Origin of the sequence: uncultured Flavobacterium sp. (assembly GCF_963974175.1) — a bacterium.
Classification (GTDB): Bacteria; Bacteroidota; Bacteroidia; order Flavobacteriales; family Flavobacteriaceae; genus Flavobacterium.
Window position 1 is genome coordinate 354,751 of the sequence record NZ_CAXBBR010000003.1, and the last position, 17,630, is coordinate 372,380.

Annotated in this window: 12 protein-coding genes; 3 read left to right on the top strand and 9 right to left on the bottom strand. The window is 32.8% G+C overall.

Annotation, left to right across the window (positions count from 1 at the left end; all coding sequences use genetic code 11):
• Positions 1-192: 192 nt before the first annotated feature.
• Entirely contained in the window at positions 193-2,994 is a 2,802-nt protein-coding gene (locus AAC069_RS06715; protein ID WP_339919714.1) for a triple tyrosine motif-containing protein, read from the bottom strand.
• Positions 2,995-3,201: 207 nt separating this feature from the next.
• Between AAC069_RS06715 and uvrA the strand changes: the two genes are divergently transcribed.
• Positions 3,202-5,994 carry an excinuclease ABC subunit UvrA gene (gene uvrA, locus AAC069_RS06720; RefSeq protein WP_339919715.1) on the top strand — a complete coding sequence of 931 codons (2,793 nt, stop codon included), beginning with the start codon at positions 3,202-3,204 and terminating at the stop codon, positions 5,992-5,994.
• Between the two features lie 53 nt (positions 5,995-6,047).
• Here the strand turns inward: uvrA and AAC069_RS06725 are convergent, their stop codons facing one another.
• The 6 genes from AAC069_RS06725 to AAC069_RS06750 all read right to left on the bottom strand — a co-directional run bounded on the left by AAC069_RS06725 (position 6,048) and on the right by AAC069_RS06750 (position 13,251).
• Positions 6,048-6,836, bottom strand: a complete 789-nt coding sequence (locus tag AAC069_RS06725; RefSeq protein ID WP_339919716.1) for a DUF3575 domain-containing protein — start codon at positions 6,834-6,836, stop codon at positions 6,048-6,050.
• Between the two features lie 48 nt (positions 6,837-6,884).
• On the bottom strand, positions 6,885-7,178 hold the full coding sequence (locus AAC069_RS06730) for a hypothetical protein (RefSeq protein ID WP_339919717.1): 294 nt from the start codon (positions 7,176-7,178) through the stop codon (positions 6,885-6,887).
• Positions 7,179-7,634: 456 nt separating this feature from the next.
• Entirely contained in the window at positions 7,635-9,104 is a 1,470-nt protein-coding gene (locus AAC069_RS06735) for an oligosaccharide flippase family protein (RefSeq protein WP_339919718.1), read from the bottom strand.
• 36 nt (positions 9,105-9,140) lie between these two features.
• Positions 9,141-10,424 carry a glycosyltransferase family 4 protein gene (locus AAC069_RS06740; RefSeq protein WP_339919720.1) on the bottom strand — a complete coding sequence of 428 codons (1,284 nt, stop codon included), beginning with the start codon at positions 10,422-10,424 and terminating at the stop codon, positions 9,141-9,143.
• Between the two features lie 65 nt (positions 10,425-10,489).
• Entirely contained in the window at positions 10,490-12,922 is a 2,433-nt protein-coding gene (locus AAC069_RS06745; RefSeq protein ID WP_339919721.1) for a YfhO family protein, read from the bottom strand.
• 47 nt (positions 12,923-12,969) lie between these two features.
• Entirely contained in the window at positions 12,970-13,251 is a 282-nt protein-coding gene (locus AAC069_RS06750; protein WP_339919723.1) for a DUF4834 family protein, read from the bottom strand.
• Positions 13,252-13,383: 132 nt separating this feature from the next.
• Between AAC069_RS06750 and AAC069_RS06755 the strand changes: the two genes are divergently transcribed.
• A complete protein-coding gene (locus tag AAC069_RS06755) occupies positions 13,384-14,349 on the top strand; it encodes a transporter (RefSeq protein WP_339919724.1) in 966 nt (321 codons plus the stop codon).
• A gap of 9 nt (positions 14,350-14,358) precedes the next feature.
• On the top strand, positions 14,359-15,477 hold the full coding sequence (locus AAC069_RS06760; protein WP_339919725.1) for a GTP cyclohydrolase: 1,119 nt from the start codon (positions 14,359-14,361) through the stop codon (positions 15,475-15,477).
• A 107-nt stretch (positions 15,478-15,584) separates the two neighbouring features.
• Here AAC069_RS06760 and AAC069_RS06765 read toward each other — a convergent pair whose 3' ends face one another.
• Both AAC069_RS06765 and AAC069_RS06770 read right to left on the bottom strand, forming a co-directional pair.
• Complete coding sequence (locus AAC069_RS06765; RefSeq protein WP_339919726.1) at positions 15,585-16,061, bottom strand: hypothetical protein; 477 nt, start codon at positions 16,059-16,061, stop codon at positions 15,585-15,587.
• A 120-nt stretch (positions 16,062-16,181) separates the two neighbouring features.
• Positions 16,182-17,444: an aminotransferase class I/II-fold pyridoxal phosphate-dependent enzyme gene (locus AAC069_RS06770; protein WP_091090286.1), complete on the bottom strand. Its 1,263-nt coding sequence runs from the start codon at positions 17,442-17,444 to the stop codon at positions 16,182-16,184.
• Between the last annotated feature and the right edge of the window lie 186 nt (positions 17,445-17,630).

Genomic DNA, 17,630 nt, shown 5'->3' on the forward strand with positions numbered 1-17,630 from the left:
TTAACTTAAAAAGAAATAGGTAGTTTGATTTCATAATTCATGTTTTTTGTGAATTCTAAAAATAAGATAGAAAAACATACACAATCAATAAGGAATCACCAATAAAGCATTTCAATTAAAAGAGAAGTTAATAGCAACTATAACGTGAATGTCTTGGTAAGGTATAATTGTTTTAGCTATATATAAGTAAAACTATACAGCTAAAATATACTCTACAAGACCTTGTTCATGAGTCAACTCCATTTTTTTTCTCAAACGGTATCTTTTAATTTCGACACTGCGTACAGAAATATTCAATAATGGAGCAACTTCCTTAGAAGAAAGGTTTAATCTTAGATAGGCACAAAGTCTAAGATCATTTGGTGTTAAAGAAGGATGTGCCAGTTTTATTTTTTTTAAGAAATCTTTGTCTGCACTGTCAAAAGCTTCTTTAAAGACATTCCAAGTATCGTCCTTGGAAATATTTTTATTAATCGTTGAAATGACTGATTTTATGCTTCTACTTTCATTTTCATTTGTTTTCTTCAAATCTTCTTTGATAAAAGCTAACAATTCATTTTTACTATTTAAACTCATCGTTGATACTGCTAATTCTCTACTTTTAGAATCCACATCCTGAGAAAGCTGTTCGTTTCTTATTCGCATCATCTGCTGTTCATTCTCTAATTCTTTTATCTCTAATAAAAGATTGTTTTCTTCAATCAGCTTTTCCTTCTGTTTATGATAATAATTTCTATATGCTTTGTGAATATAATACCCCATCACAAGGATGAAAACGAGATATATGAAAATCGCAATGTTAGTTCGATACCAAGGTTTAAGAATCGTAAACGAGTATATGGCGGTATTATCTAAGGTTGCATTCGCAAATTTTGCTTTAACTTGAAAGGAATAATCACCCGGCGGTAAGTTTTTAAAATTTACCGAAGACTTGGCACTCCATTCACTCCACTGGTCTTGAAATCCTTTTAATAAAAACTGGTACTCAACATTAATATATTTATTATACTCTGGCACAGTATAACTAAAACTAATATTATTGTCATCGTACTTAAACTCCCCATTTTCTTTGATAGACTGACTAACAATGGTTTCATTCAGTTTATTTATAGCTATGTTAGCTATTGAAATAGTATAGTTTTTAAAACTAAGATCATTAATATTCATGATATAGTAACCATCAGTTGTTCCTATAAGGTATTCGGACTTTGACAACTGCGCTATGTTTTCATACCCCAACATTGAATTAGTCAACGACGAAGGAATAGAGATAACATTTTGCTTTAGCTGGTTATTAATTTTACTCAAAGAAAAATAATGAATATAATTCTTTGAAAACAACCAGATTTTATTCGAATCATCTACAATCAATTTCCCCGATGTATATTCGTCTTTTTCAAAAACAGCACTTAATAATTTATCTTTTTCAAATAGCTTGGTTTTATCATTTAACTTGAAAACACCTTCTTTGTAAGCATAATAGATTTTATTATTAAATTTTAATAAACTGGCATTTTTTCCTTTTTTTGGAGTTTCATAAGAAGTAAAAGAACTTACTTTCGAAAATTTATTGTCTAATTGTAATCTAAAAACACCTTTATATTCATGACTAATATATATTTCATTTGTGTTTAAAATTTCAAAATACTTTGACGAGTAGTCAAAACCTGCTATTTTGTTTCTAAAAGTCCATTGGTTATTGATTTTCTCCAGTACTGAAATACCATAGTAATTTCCTTGAAGCAATAACTCTTTTTTATGTGGAACAGCTTCAAACTTCCACGTTCCAGAAAAAGGAAAGATGTTTTTTGCAGTACCGTCTGCTACAACAAATGTTCCTGAGTCATGACCGCAAAATAAAGTTCCGTCGTATTCAAATAAAGACCACACCTGACCTTTAGTCCCAGAAATTAATTTAAAAGAATCACTACTGTGATAGTTTTTGTAGAATAACCCTTGATTTGTTCCAATATATAATTTTCCATTATACAATTTAGAACAATAAACTGTTCCCAGTACACCTGTATTATCAACAAAATTATGAATAGGTGACTGAAGGTTAATACAGTTTATACCATTGTCTAGACCAGCCCAAAGATTTTTATCTGCATCTTCAAACAAGCATAATGCGGTATTATTACTCAGTCCTTGACTTTGGGTTATATGATATATTATTTTACCGACACTATTGATAATAAAAATTCCATTCGACACTGTACCAATTGCAATTGTACCATCCGAAAGCAATTGACTACTATAAACACTGCTTGCTGACAACTGCACATCTGCTTCGGTTGAAAATTTAGACAAATCGCTTCCTATTAGCGTATAAAATCCATTTAATTGGGTCTGGATTAAAAGTCCCTCATTGATAGAGAAAATATTGATTATTCTATTCTTTATCAAAATAGCCTCTTCAGAAACTAATCGTCCTTTACCGCTTTCAATTTCAAAAAGTTTACCACCAATCGTTTGAAAATAAATAGAATTATTTGTTTTAAACGATTTATTTACCCCTGTCTTAGGTGAAATGATTTTAAAATTACCAGCCTTCGAATCATAGATATATATTCTATTCAACGACTGAAATATTACCCATTGATCTAAATTTAATATATTCCAAAATTGTTCGTCGTCGAGAATTTGATTTTTTATGCCTTGACTTAAAGAAGTGTACTTAAGTTGTCCATCTGATTTTCTTGTCCAAAAACCAAACTCCATGTAACTCCCTGTATAAATTTTATTGTCTATTACTTTTACAGAACGAATTATCGTTTCATTAGGAGATGGGTAAAGCTTCCAATTAGAACCATTATATTCCAAAAGTCCTTCATTATTTGCGAAGAATATATAATGATTTTGATCCTGAGAAATCATCCAATTTTGATTTCCTGCACCATAGTAATTCGGTGTGTATTTCACAATTGGAGGCAACTCCTGTGAATAAGCAAAAGAAGCAACTAAAAAGAAAAGGATATATAATTTTGTTTTCAACGGATGGGGTTTTTATTACATTCCAAAAATAAAACTAAAAACGGAAATTACCGTCAGAAAGATATTTTTTAAACGACACTGCAAGAAAAATTAGGATTCGATATCCAAAACTAATTTAAAAAAATAGAATTAGCTAAAATTTGTGATTTGTTCAATCCCTTTTCTCTGTTCAAAATTGATTACTTTTGTGAAAATACATTATTTTTTATGCAAGTTGACTTTTCCAAAATAGATCCAAAGAAAAACATAATTATAAAAGGGGCGCAAGTACACAATTTAAAGAATGTGGATGTTGTGATTCCACGCAACAAATTAGTCGTTATTACAGGTCTTTCCGGTTCCGGAAAATCCAGTTTGGCCTTTGATACTTTATATGCTGAGGGGCAACGCCGTTATGTAGAAAGTTTATCATCTTATGCCAGGCAATTTCTAGGAAGGTTAGACAAACCTAAAGTAGAATATATCAAAGGTATAGCACCGGCTATCGCAATTGAGCAAAAAGTAAACACTACAAACGCCCGTTCTACAGTGGGAACTTCTACTGAGATCTATGATTATATGAAATTGTTATTTGCCCGAATTGGGAGAACCTTTTCACCAATTTCAGGTCAAGAAGTAAAAAAGAATACGGTTACCGATGTTGTTGCTGATGTCAAAAAATTTGACTTAGAGAGTAAATGGCTACTCCTTGCACCAATTCATCTGGAAGAAGGGCGCAAACTAGAGGATAAACTAAAAGCATTACTACACCAAGGGTTTGCACGAATTTTAGTCGACAATCAAATGATTCGTTTAGACGAAATCGATCAGCATACACTTGACAATAAAGATATATTGCTAATCATTGACCGAATTGTAGTAAAAGACGAAGAGGAATTCTATAATCGTCTTGCAGACGCAGTACAAACCGCTTTCTACGAAGGAAAAGGTATCTGTCATTTACAAGAATTAAACTCTGATAAAAGGTTTTCATATTCTAATAATTTTGAACTCGACGGAATTACTTTTCTTGAGCCAAATGTACACTTGTTTAGTTTCAATAATCCTTACGGTGCTTGTCCCATATGTGAAGGATATGGAAACATAATAGGTATCGATGCTGAACTTGTTACACCAAACACCTCTTTATCTGTATATGAGAATGCAATCTTCCCTTGGCGAGGAGAAAGTATGAGTTGGTTCCGTGATGAACTGGTAAACAACGCTTACAAGTTTGATTTCCCAATTCACAAACCTTTCTATCAGCTAACTAACGAGCAAAAAGAGTTGATATGGCAAGGAAACCAGTACTTTCAAGGTCTAAATGAGTTTTTTAAAGAACTAGAAGAAAAAAATTATAAAATACAAAATCGCGTCATGCTTAGTCGTTACCGCGGTAAAACCAAATGCCATTCCTGCAAAGGAAAGCGTTTGCGCATTGAAGCTTCTTATGTTAAAATCAATTCAAAAACCGTTTCTGACTTAGTCGATTTGCCAATTAAGCATTTAGTGACTTTTTTCGAAGGAATCGAATTGGATGTCTATGAAAAACAGATTGCAAGACGTTTGCTATTAGAAATTAATAACAGATTGTCTTTTTTAACTGAAGTAGGTTTAGATTATTTAACCTTAAATAGAAATTCCGCTACACTTTCAGGTGGAGAGTCGCAACGTATTAACTTGGCTACTTCACTAGGAAGTAGTCTAGTAGGATCGATGTATATTTTGGACGAGCCGAGTATTGGGTTACACCCAAAAGATACGGAACGATTAATAAAAGTCTTGATATCATTGCGTGATTTAGGCAATACGGTAATCGTTGTTGAACACGATGAAGATATTATGAAAGCTGCCGACATGATCATCGATATTGGTCCTGAAGCAGGTTCATTCGGTGGAGAATTAGTAGCTCAAGGTACCTTTGACGAAATTTTAAAATCAACTTCACTAACTGCCAAATATCTCAACGGAGAGTTAGAAATTTCAATTCCTAAAAAACGTAGAAAATTCAAAAATTTCATTGAAATAAAAGGAGCGAGAGAAAATAACCTACAAAATATTGATGTTACCTTTCCATTAGACGTATTAACTGTAATTACAGGTGTATCCGGAAGTGGAAAAAGTACGCTAATCAAGAAGATACTGTTTCCTGCGATGCAAAAGAAACTAGATAACGCAGGCGAAAAAGCAGGTCAGTTTAGTGAGATATCAGGCTCTTTTTCACAAATAAAGCACATTGAGTATGTAGATCAAAATCCGATAGGGAGAAGCTCCCGTTCTAATCCGGTAACCTACATCAAGGCTTATGATGACATTAGAGAATTGTATGCAAAGGAGAAATTATCAAAAATAAGAGGATATCTCCCAAAACATTTTTCTTTCAATGTAGATGGTGGTCGATGCGAAACCTGTAAAGGAGAAGGTTCCATCAATGTAGAAATGGTTTTTATGGCCGATGTTCAGTTACCTTGCGAAACCTGCAACGGCAAACGATTTAAGAAGGAAGTACTCGAAGTTGCCTTTGCTGGAAAAAACATCAATGATATTCTGACCATGACTATTGATGATGCAGTTGCTTTTTTTGAAAATAACCAGCAACATAAAATCACACAGAAATTAAAACCATTGCAAGATGTAGGATTGGGGTATGTTCAATTAGGACAATCCTCTTCTACACTTTCCGGTGGTGAAGCCCAAAGAATAAAACTGGCTTCTTTTCTGGTAAAAGGAGCGACAAAAGAAAAAGCATTGTTTGTATTTGACGAACCTACGACTGGATTACATTTTCACGATATAAAGAAACTTTTAGCCTCTTTTGATGCGCTGATCGAAAAAGGACATTCTATAATGGTAATAGAACACAATTTAGACCTTATAAAGTGTGCAGATTGGATTATTGATTTAGGACCTGAAGGCGGAGAAAATGGAGGACAATTACTGGCTGTAGGAACACCCGAGGAAATTGTAAAAAACAAAAAATCCATTACTGGAACTTACTTAAAAACAGCGTTAAAAGTATAAAAAATAAAGCAGAAAAATCGTAACTGATTTTTCTGCTTTATTTTTTATATTCTCTAGAATCTATATCCTAAACTTAAACCGCTACGAATTCCTCCCCACGGCCCACTAATATTTAATGTGGCTCCATTTGCATTCGCTTTAGCATTAACATCAGATAAAGGAAGCTCTATTTTATCTAACTCTTTTTGAAGTTCTGCTTGCTCAAAAGCAGATAATGTTCTATCAGTCACACCTACAAAATCCCCATTCGAAGTACCATAATGAGGTCCGATGATCCACCAATCTAAAATAAGATTTTTACCTAAATTGAATTGTGCTCCAAATTGTAATCCAAACGTATTTGCCGAGAGTTTACCTCCCATATCGATATCAGCTTGACCGCCTAAATCAGTTGTATAAGTAAAATTCACCCCGGTAATATCGTATTGTAAATGTCTATAAAAAGGGGCTATATAAAATCCTTTCCCATATCCTTTCCCCAAATAAAATCGAACTTCAGGTGTAATAGCTGTATATCCTAATTCAGCATTGGTAAATATATCTTTGGTATCAGGATCACTTGATGTTAAATCATTTATTTGACTTTTAAAAGGAACACTTCCTTTTGGTATAAAACTATATCCTAATACAAAACCTATACGTTTACTAAGACTTCTTTCATATTGAAATTGAAAATTCTTAAAAACAAGGCTCGTTAAACTGACTTTAACATTGTTTTTTTTAGGTAAAATCAATTCGTTATTTATTGATAAAGAATCAATTGATGTTGTTGTACTTGTTTGCGCAGAAGCAATAAAAAAATTGAATAAAATTACTGTTAGAGAAAGTAAAATTTTTTTCATAAAAAAGCTGTATAAAATTATCTTTGATTTAAATCGTACACAAATATATTAAAAACATTTATCTTCAAATGCATTTCCATCTTCATCAATGGCAACTAATATTCTTTTCTCGCGAGAAGAAATAAAACTTTTGTACATCCAAGGAATTGACCACAGACCCAATGTAGCACATGAAAAGACAAAATTAATATTGTGGTTTACTTTGATTCCTTTTTTTGATAAAACAGCAAAAGGTAATTTATCATTTCTCTCTTCTATTACAAAACCCTTACTAATTTTTTCGGTTATAATTTTTGAGAACTTAATTTTATTCTCATCCAAAGTTAATGCTTGGTTCTTCATAATAATCATATGATTTAATTTCAACATTGTTTTTACTCGAACAATAACGACAACCCAAAATTAAGAACTTAGAATGGCTACCACAATACCCACTTTTAGTGATATTTAAGACCTAATATTCCTCTATAATTCTGATTTTCAGTATACGTCTACAAATGTATTTTTTAAAGCCAATATAATTCTTACACAATAATTCAATTAGTTTGTAAAATTTACTGTCTTACAGCAACAACTATAAAATAGTACTACTAAAAAAATAAATAATATAAAACTAAATAACAAGAAAGGGAAACCAATAAATTTTAGCGCAAAAAAAACTGACAAAGCATAAAGTGATTTAATATTGGTAAAAAACACAATTAACTATTAGGTTATAAAGATTTGGTATCATCTAATAAACTAACAAATTAAAGAAGCTTTAATAATTATATTAGTAACCCCCTTAATGTGTAGACATTACAATTTAATGTTCAATTTCTTGAATACACTATCAATAACTTCATTTATCTCAATTGAAATAACAAACTTATAGTTGACATAGACATAGGCAAGAGTTACGAGAATTGATTTCAATGCTATGGCAATGATAGGGGTAAAGGGGAATTGCCAAAAATAAAACATTAAAAATAAAACGAGCGTAAGTGCCATCGAATACAAGGTTTGCTTTGTAAAAGGATACAAATGCAGTCTTTTAACCACAAACATTAATTTAGCTAAACTATATAAGGTTATTGATAATAAAGTCGCAAACGCAGAACCTAAAATGCCATAAATTGGGATGAAAATCATATTCAAACCAACAGTTAGGAAAACCAAAATCACTCCGAGAAATAAAACCGCACGATAATATTTAGTATTGAAAATTATTGCATTATTATTCCCTAATATCAAATCAAAATACTTTGATAATCCAATCATAAAAACAACTAAAATTCCTCCACCATACTCCGCAGGAACCATCTCATACAACTGCTTGATGTTAACAAAAATGCACAACATAACAAAACCACCCACAACTTGAAGATTAATAGAGGTCTTCTTATATAACACATTTAGATCCTCAAATTTATCCTCATGCATTAATTTTGCGGTTATCGGATACACTATTTGGTGCATCGCCCTACTGGGAACTGAAATAACCAAAGCAATGTAAGTTGCCACCGAATAATAGGCTATATTTTCAATTTTAATGTACTGATTCAGCATTAATTTATCAATATCTAAAAGCAAAGTGGCTACACTACCTGACAAAATTATGAAAAAAGTATACACCATTATATCCTTCACATTATGAGGAACTGAAAACTGAAACTCCGGTTTTTTAAGATAAAAAGCATACAACATCGTAACGATGAAGGCAATGAAGTAAATCCCTGCAGTAACATAAACAAATTGTATAACTGTAATCCAATTATAATATACGGCAATCAGTGCAAGAAGAGAAAAGGAACGCAAACCAACTTCTTTAATAAAATTCCCAAAGACAGAGTGCATATGTACTCTAGCCCAAGCATAAAAAATTTCGAAATAGGCCATGCATAAACCAGTAAATGGTATTAACCATAAGTAATCCTTCACTATTGGGTTTTCCTTAGATAGAAAATCAGAAATAGCGCTATAAAAGAAAATGCCTATTGAAATTAATGGAATACTTAGCAATAGAGGAAGTAGTACGGTAAAAGACAAAAACTGTGATTGCTCCTGCTCTGTTTTACATTGAGAATAGAACTTAACCAAGGTGTTTTGCATTCCAAAAGCCAATAACGGCATAATGATACTGGATGCTGAAAGCACATAATTAGTTAATGCATAATACGTTGCACCAAGAAAAAAGGGATATAAATAAATTGTATTTATAGCCCCAATACCGAAACCGATATATGTTATTATTGTGTTTTTTAACGACTGATTTAATACTATTCCCATTCGGAGATTAGAAGTTATATGTTAGATTTTAAAAACTTACTTTATTAAATAAGCTAATTCCTTAGTTAGATTTTTTCTTGAATACTGTTGCAGTCCTACTCCATTTGCCTGTAATTTACCTTGCAAAAATTCATTGTAAAAGTCCAAAATTACACTTTTTAGCTTCATTTTCTCTGAATAGTTAAAAAACACCCCTGTATTAGTAGTTGTTATTATTTCCGCAAAATCAGAATTCTTAGGCCCTATAGCGACAATTGGTCTATTGGAAACCATATATTCAAATAATTTACCCGGTATAATGCTCTTAGTATCTTGAGAATCAATTTCGATCAACAACAATACTTGTGATTTACGCTGATGAGCAATAGCTTCTCCATGCGAAACATATCCCAGATTATTTAAATAAGAATCCAATCCAAATTGCGAAATAGTCTCTAAAACTTCCTGACTTACGGCGCCTATCAATTTAATCTCCAAATACGATTTAAAATCTGGGACCTCATTAATCAACTCCACTAAACTCTCCCATAAAATCATTGGATTCCGCTCAGAAAGAAAAGAACCAATGTGCGCTAAACTGAATTTTGTATCCAACACCTGTGTTTCCACATTCTCGACATCATATCCATTTGTTATGACCGCAATAGGCTTACTCGTAATGGCTTGAAATTCGGTTTTTGTAGTCTTGCTCGTGACAATAATAGTATCTGCTGTATTCAATACTTTATGCTCTAACCTCTTATGCTTTTCAGTGGCATAATTTGATAATCGCAACGATTTATGATAGCCAATAGTTGTCCAAGGATCTCTAAAATCAGCAAACCATTTTAAATCTAACTTCTGTTTTAACTGCGACCCTATAAGGTGTAAACTATGTGGCGGTCCTGAAGTAATAATGGTGTCAATATTATTTTCTACAATGTATTTTTCTAAATAAGAAACAGAGGGTTTAACCCATAAGAACCGGGCGTCGGGAATAAACAAATTTCCCCGTATTAAAAGAAAAAGTTTATCCATAAAGGATTGCTTTTTCTGATTTGGGATAATTCCGGAACTTATTTTTTTTGTTTTATTTTTCGAAAAAAAAGAAGCTAATTGGTAGGGTTCAAAAATTTCCTTTTTCAAGACAATTGCCTTATCAGAAACTTCTTTTATCAAATTTTCATCAACGATGGGATATGTAGGATTCTCCGGAACATACACTATAGGTTGAATTCCAAAATCGGGCAAATATTTTACAAATTTAAGCCAGCGCTGCACCCCTGGCCCTCCTGCCGGTGGCCAATAATAGGTTATGATTAAAATTTTTTTGTTTTCCACTATCTATGAATGTTGAATTATAAGACTAACGACTACTGCTTCTAAATTTCTTAAATCAAAAATCGTTAATCAACATTCTTAAATCTATTCTTTCTTTCATAATAAATCCCACCCAGTAAAAGCAATAACATTCCTACCGCACTTATTAAGGTAATCGTACTTCCTGTTTTTATAACTTGTGGTTCAAATTTGAATTCAATAGTATGTTCCCCTCCAGGTACAATCAAAGCTCTCAATACATAATCAACAGGAAAATGCTCCGTTTTCACACCGTCAATGTAGGCATTCCATCCATTTTCATAATAGATTTCAGAAAAAACCGCTAACCCTTCATTTTTATTGTTGGAAGTGTATTTTATATAGTTGGGCTTATATATATCTATTTTGATTGTTCCTGAGGTATCTAAATTTCTTTTTAAACGGGCATTCTTAAATTTATCTCCGTACAAATGAATATTAAAAATAGCCGCACGTTTAGTGTCCAACTCATTTAGCAATTTCATTTCATCATTAGCTTTATTAACTAATTTGACATCATTGACAAACCATGCATTTCCATTAGCATTAGGATTTACAGTTGGAAATTCTTTGCCTTCTTTATTGGTCTGGATAATGTATTTAACATTCAGCATGTTTAAAATTTCCATGTTGTTTTTAGCGATTTGATAATCAAACAACTGCTGTACTTTTCTCGGTTTTGCGGCATGATACCCCCCAATAGATTTATGGAAATAAGAGGCTCGCGCACTCGAAAAATTACCACTTACTTCAAAAACGCGGTAATGACTAGTATCTTTTAATATCATGGCATCAGAAGGAGTTTCCTGAAAAGGAACTTCAACTTCTCTTCCACTGACAAAATCTTTTGATGAAACATAATTTTTATCAACAAAAAACAAATCGGAAACCATAAATAATCCCACAAGGATTATTGCAGTATTCTGAGCTATTTTATTCTTTATAAATAGCCAAAGAACTCCAGCCGCTAGCAGGATAAAAAAACCAGAACGCAACAAATCAGCACTATACAAACTCATTCTATCGCCTTTAAGCGCATCCACAAATTCCGGTCCGTAACTTTCTCGATAATATCCATCATTAGCTCCTGAAAAGCTAAACATACTTTTGCTTAAAACTAAAGCCACAATGAGACCTAAAGCTACGGCTCCTGAACGCCATAGTGCCTTCCATTGCATTTCTTTATCTAATTTAAAAAACGACTGTAATCCCATAATCGCTAAAACTGGGAAACATAATTCTAAAATTACCTGTATCGAAGAGACGGCTCTAAACTTATTGTACATAGGCACATAATCAATAAAGAAATCGGTCAGTACTGGGAAATTTTTTCCCCAAGAAAGTAATAACGCCGTAATTGCTCCAGAGAGAAAAACATACTTAATTTTTCGTTCATCAATAAATAAAGCTATAATTCCTAAGAAGAAAACTACAACCCCAATATAAGCTGGTGCTGCTACTATAGGCTGATCTCCCCAATAGGTCGGCATTCCCTTTACGTAATCAGCTGCTTGTCCTTCAGGAACTCCTTGCCCAAGCATGAACTCATACATTTTACTGTCTTTACCTAGTGCTTCGTGGTTTGATCCACCAAAAAGTCGTGGCGCAATCAAATTGAAACTTTCTGCCAGACCATAACTATATTCAGTAATATAATCCCTAGTCATAGCGCTTGAAGAAGTGCTTTTTGAACCATCAGGATTAAAGCTTAATTCGCTTTTACCTCTGGTACTAAAAGTAGCATATTCTGAAGTTGCCAATAAGTTTGTAGCATTGGCACCAATGGCAAATATACCTGCAATTGCAAGAACGCCAAGAGAATTTAAAAGTGGTTTATATGATTTCTCCTTAATATCTAAATAGATAAAATAACCCGAAAGGATCAGCAAGAAAATCAATAAATAATATGTCATTTGAAAGTGATTGGCATTGATCTCTAATGCTGTCGCAAACATAGTAAGCAAACCACCCACAATATATTTTTTTCGGTATACCATTATAAAACCAGCGATCACAAGTGGCATATAAGCGATTGCATGCGCTTTAGCATTATGTCCTACACCAAGTATAATAATCAAATAAGTAGAGAACCCAAAAGCTAAAGCACCAAAAAAGGCTTTTAGTGGGTCTGTTTTTAAAACTAATAATAAGCCATAAAATCCCAAGAAGTATAAAAACAAATAATCTGCTGGACGTGGTAAAAATCGCAAGGCGTCGTCTATTGCACCAATAAAATCGTAGGGATATTTAGCCCCTAATTGATACGTAGGCATTCCTCCAAAAGCACTATTTGTCCAATAGGGCTCTACATGTTCAGCAGCTCTAAAGTCATTTTGCTCTTTGGCCATACCCGTGTATTGAGCAATATCAGACTGGTAGATTTGTTTTCCTTGCAAAACAGGATAAAAATAGATTAAAGAGACAAGGACAAAGCCAAGAATGGCTAAAGCGTGCGGGTAAAACTTATTTATAATTTTCAAATTTGCAGATTTATTTTTAAAATATGAGACTCTTAACTAGAGCAAATCTAATCTATTTCTTCGTAATCGACATAATCTCCTACCTTTTTGGTCTCCCGTGGTTTTGTAGCGTTTTTGGCATTATAGATTACCTCATCGCTTGATTGTGCTTTCTTCCATGAAGTATCTTGAGTCTTGTTTTGTTGTTCCTGAAAATTCTCTCCCGCTTTTTGCACTACTTTTTTAACTAATAAAGGCAAAAATAATTTTGCCAAAAACTTAAAAATGTAATAGGAAGCCAGAATGTAAAACAGTATTCTTATAAAACCTGTAAAGGAGGCAGTTTGCATAATCAAATATTTTTTAGCAAAATTAATAAATCCATCCCGAAATTTCGGGACAAAATTAAAATATCATTCTTAAATAAATGATAAAATATAGTACATTTGAACAGCGTTATTACTTTTAAACCCAAAAACAATATGTCAAAACTTAAAATAGTACTTGCTGCTTTAATTTTTATGTTGCCGATAATTCAGTATGGGCAGCATACGGATCAAATTAATTCAAACAGACCCGGCGAAACTATGTCAGCCTTTGCCGTTGGAAAATCAGTTATTCAAGTAGAAACTGGCATCTACGGAATCCAAGAAAACCACCGTTTATTAGAATATGATGCTAAAGGATTCGGATTAGACCTTACATTGCGATACGGTGCATTATTAGAAAGACTAGAATTAATAGCCGACTTGCAGTACCAAAACGCAAATTTTACCACACCATTTAGCAGTGTTAAAAAGTCAGCGCTGAAGCAAACTGTTTTCGGTGCTAAATATCTAGTTTACGATCCGTTTAAAAATTACGAAAAGAATATTAATATTTACAGTTGGAAAGCCAACCATTCTTTCAATTGGCATCAATTAATCCCAGCGGTTTCTGTATTTGCTGGAGCTAATTTATCTTTTTCTGATAATCCATATTATTTTAATCCTAAAGGAGATATTTCCCCAAAGGCCATGCTTATTACTCAAAATCATTTGGGTGACGGAACATGGGTTTTTGTAACAAACATCATTGCTGACTATATCACAACTGATTACCCAAGTTACGGCTACGTATTGACATTGACAAAAGGGTTTAATGATCAGTGGTCAGGATTTATTGAAAACCAAGGATTCAAAAGTGATTTTTACAGCGACGCTATCCTTAGAGGTGGTGCAGCCTACCTTCTAAACAAAGACATGCAAATTGACGCCTCAATAAGTACCAATTTTAAAGATACTCCAACAGTCCTTTATGGAGGAGTAGGATTTTCTTGGCGCTACGATGCAAATTATAAAGAAGTGCGAATGAGCATTGACAGCGGTGATAACTCCAAATCAAAAGCGGAAAAGAAAGCAGAAAAGAAGAATAAAAAACGTAAAGACCAAATTGAGTCTACACAATAAAAAACGATAATGATTACTATAAAAGAAGCGATTACAAAAAGTGAATTAGCGGCATATGTCAAATTTCCTTTCTCCTTATATAAAGACAACGAGTTCTGGGTTCCTCCTATTATTGCAGACGAATTAGAATCTTTTGATAAAACGAAAAATCCGGCTTTCGAGAATGCTGAAGCTTATTTTTTTCTTGCCTATAAAAACAATGAAGTTGTTGGACGAATTTCGGCAATTGTCAATTGGAGCGAAGTAAATGATCAACAAAAAAAGAAAGTCCGTTTTGGCTGGTTTGACGTAATTGATGATATTGAAGTTACAAAGGCTCTTTTAGAAAAAGTATATGAATTAGGCAGAAATAATGGTCTTGAGTATGTAGAAGGACCTATGGGTTTTTCAAATCTAGATAAAGTAGGCGTGCTTACCGAAGGGTTTGACCAATTAGGAACCATGATTACCTGGTACAACCACCCCTACTACGCTACCCATTTTGAACAGCTGGGTTATGTTACTGAAAAAGAATATATTGAAAGTAAATTCCCTTTCGAAAACGTAAAACCTGAATTTTTCGAAAAGGCCAATGATTTAGTAAAAAGAAGATACCAATTAAGTCCACTTAATTTTAAAACTACCAAAGAAGTAATGCCTCATGTGGATAAAATGTTTGATTTATTCAATGAATCCTATGCTAACTTATCCTCTTTTGTAGCCATAACTGACATACAAAAAGAATACTTCAAGAAAAAATACATCAGCTTAATCAATCCGGAGTATATTAAATTTGTAGAAGACAAAGACCATAATATTGTTGCTTTTAGTATTGTTATGCCTTCGTTTTCTAAAGCTTTACAAAAGGCAAAAGGAAAATTATTCCCTTTTGGTTTTATTCATTTACTAAAAGCTAAAAAACAAAGTAAGGACATGATTTTCTATTTGATTGGAGTTCATCCAGATTATCAAAACAAAGCGGTAACGGCAATCATTTTCAATGAATACTATCTTACTTTCAAAGAAAAAGGAGTGGTAAACTGTTTCCGTACTCCGGAACTTGCTGACAATACTGCTGTTCATAATCTATGGAAACACTTTCATCCAGAAGTTCATTGCAGAAGAAAAACTTTTAGAAAAGAACTTTAAAAAAAGTGTTCCGTTTTTAGAAATCAGTTTTAAAATTTATGACAAGAACAAAAATATCCATTAGCGTAAACTAATGGATATTTTTTTATTTTATATTTACTTAAAACTTATTCTTTACAATTAATTTTTTTGAAAACTATATTTCCGTCAAATTTGATTTTACTTATATCTTTAAATACCATTTTCCCGTTAGTTTCTAAAACTTCACCATAACCTTCGACAAAAGTATTCGCGTCTTTTTTTAGAAAAACCAACTCTCTTACTGACGTTTTTCCTTCGGACTGAAAGGTATAATCCGCAAAAATAGTATCGCCTTTTACATTTCCCAAAAGTGTTCCAAAGCTTTTGTCTTTTTGATAATAAGAATAATCTAATTCTCCTTCAAATTGATTTACATTATTAACATCAACAGTTAGTGTGATGGTATCCTTTTCAATTATAGCTTGATAACATTCTTTGGCTGCTGTTTCCACTGGTGCTTCAACTTCTAATTGAGGAACACTCACATCCTTTCTTTTATTATCCATACAAGAGGTTGATAGAGCCAATACTATAACGGTAGAAAATAAATATACATTTTTCATGATTCTTTTTATTTATGGTTACTACATTGGTAAAATTACCTAAAAACAAAAAAAACCATTCATAATATGAATGGTTTTTATTAGAACATTCCCATGAAGAGAATATATGAAAATAGCGTATTAAGCGTCTAAATCAACCTTAGTTGTTGATGCAATTTCTTTATAAGTACCGTTTTCTAACTTCTCACGAATTGCTTCAAAAGCAACTAATGTCTCATCAATGTCAGACAATGTATGAGGAGCAGTAGGAATCACACGTAATAAAATCATCCCTTTTGGAATAACTGGATAAATTACAATCGACAAGAAAATTCCGTAATTTTCTCTCAAGTCATTTACCATCACCATAGCTTCAGGTACACTTCCTTCAAGATATACTGGGGTTACACAAGTATTTGTGTCTCCAATATTAAATCCTTTTTCTCTTAAACCGCTTTGTAATGCATTAACATTTTCCCAAAGCTTGTTTTTCAATTCTGGGTGGTTACGCAATAACTCTAATCGTTTCAATGAACCTACAGTTTGAATCATAGGCAATGCTTTTGCAAACATTTGAGAACGTAAATTATATTTCAAATAGTCAATAATATCTTTATCAGCTGCTACAAATGCACCAATGTTAGCCATCGATTTTGCAAAAGTAGAGAAGTAAACATCAATATCATCTTGAACTCCTTGCTCCTCACCTGCTCCAGCACCTGTTTCACCAAGAGTACCGAAACCATGTGCATCATCAACTAATAAACGGAAATTGTATTTTTGCTTCATAGCAACAATTTCTTTCAATTTACCTTGTTGACCGCGCATTCCAAAAACACCCTCAGTAATAAAAAGGATTCCTCCTCCAGTAGCTTCAGCTATTTTAGTAGCCCGTTGCAGGTTTTTCTCCATGCTTTCAATGTCATTGTGTTTGTATGTAAAACGTTTTCCACTGTGTAAGCGAACTCCGTCAATAATACAAGCATGTCCATCAACATCATATACAATTACGTCATTTCTAGTAACCAAAGCATCAATAATAGACACCATTCCTTGGTAACCAAAATTCAATAAATAAGCTGATTCTTTCATTACAAAAGCAGCCAATTCATTCTCTAATTGCTCATGGTATTTAGTGTGACCACTCATCATACGAGCTCCCATTGGGGCAGCTGCACCAAATTCTAACGCAGCATCAGCATCCGCTTTTCGAACTTCTGGGTGATTTGCCAAACCTAAATAGTCGTTCAAACTCCAGTTCAAAACCTCTTTACCTTGAAATTTCATTCTCGGTCCTAATTCTCCTTCTAGTTTTGGAAAAACAAAATATCCTTCAGCTTGTGAAGCCCATTTTCCTAACGGTCCTTTATTGTTTTGAATTCTTTCGAATAAATCCTTTACCATAATATATTTAAGTAATAATTTTAATTTTAAGAAGTTGCAAAAATAATTATTTAAACCTTAAAAAAGGATTTTATGTCATTTTTTTTTAGTACCCGTCCCGCGCGCTTAACTTTTCAGCCGCAAAAACGCCCTATATGCCATGCTGAGAACCGCAAAAATTAGTTTTCAGTAATAAACTTTGTACCT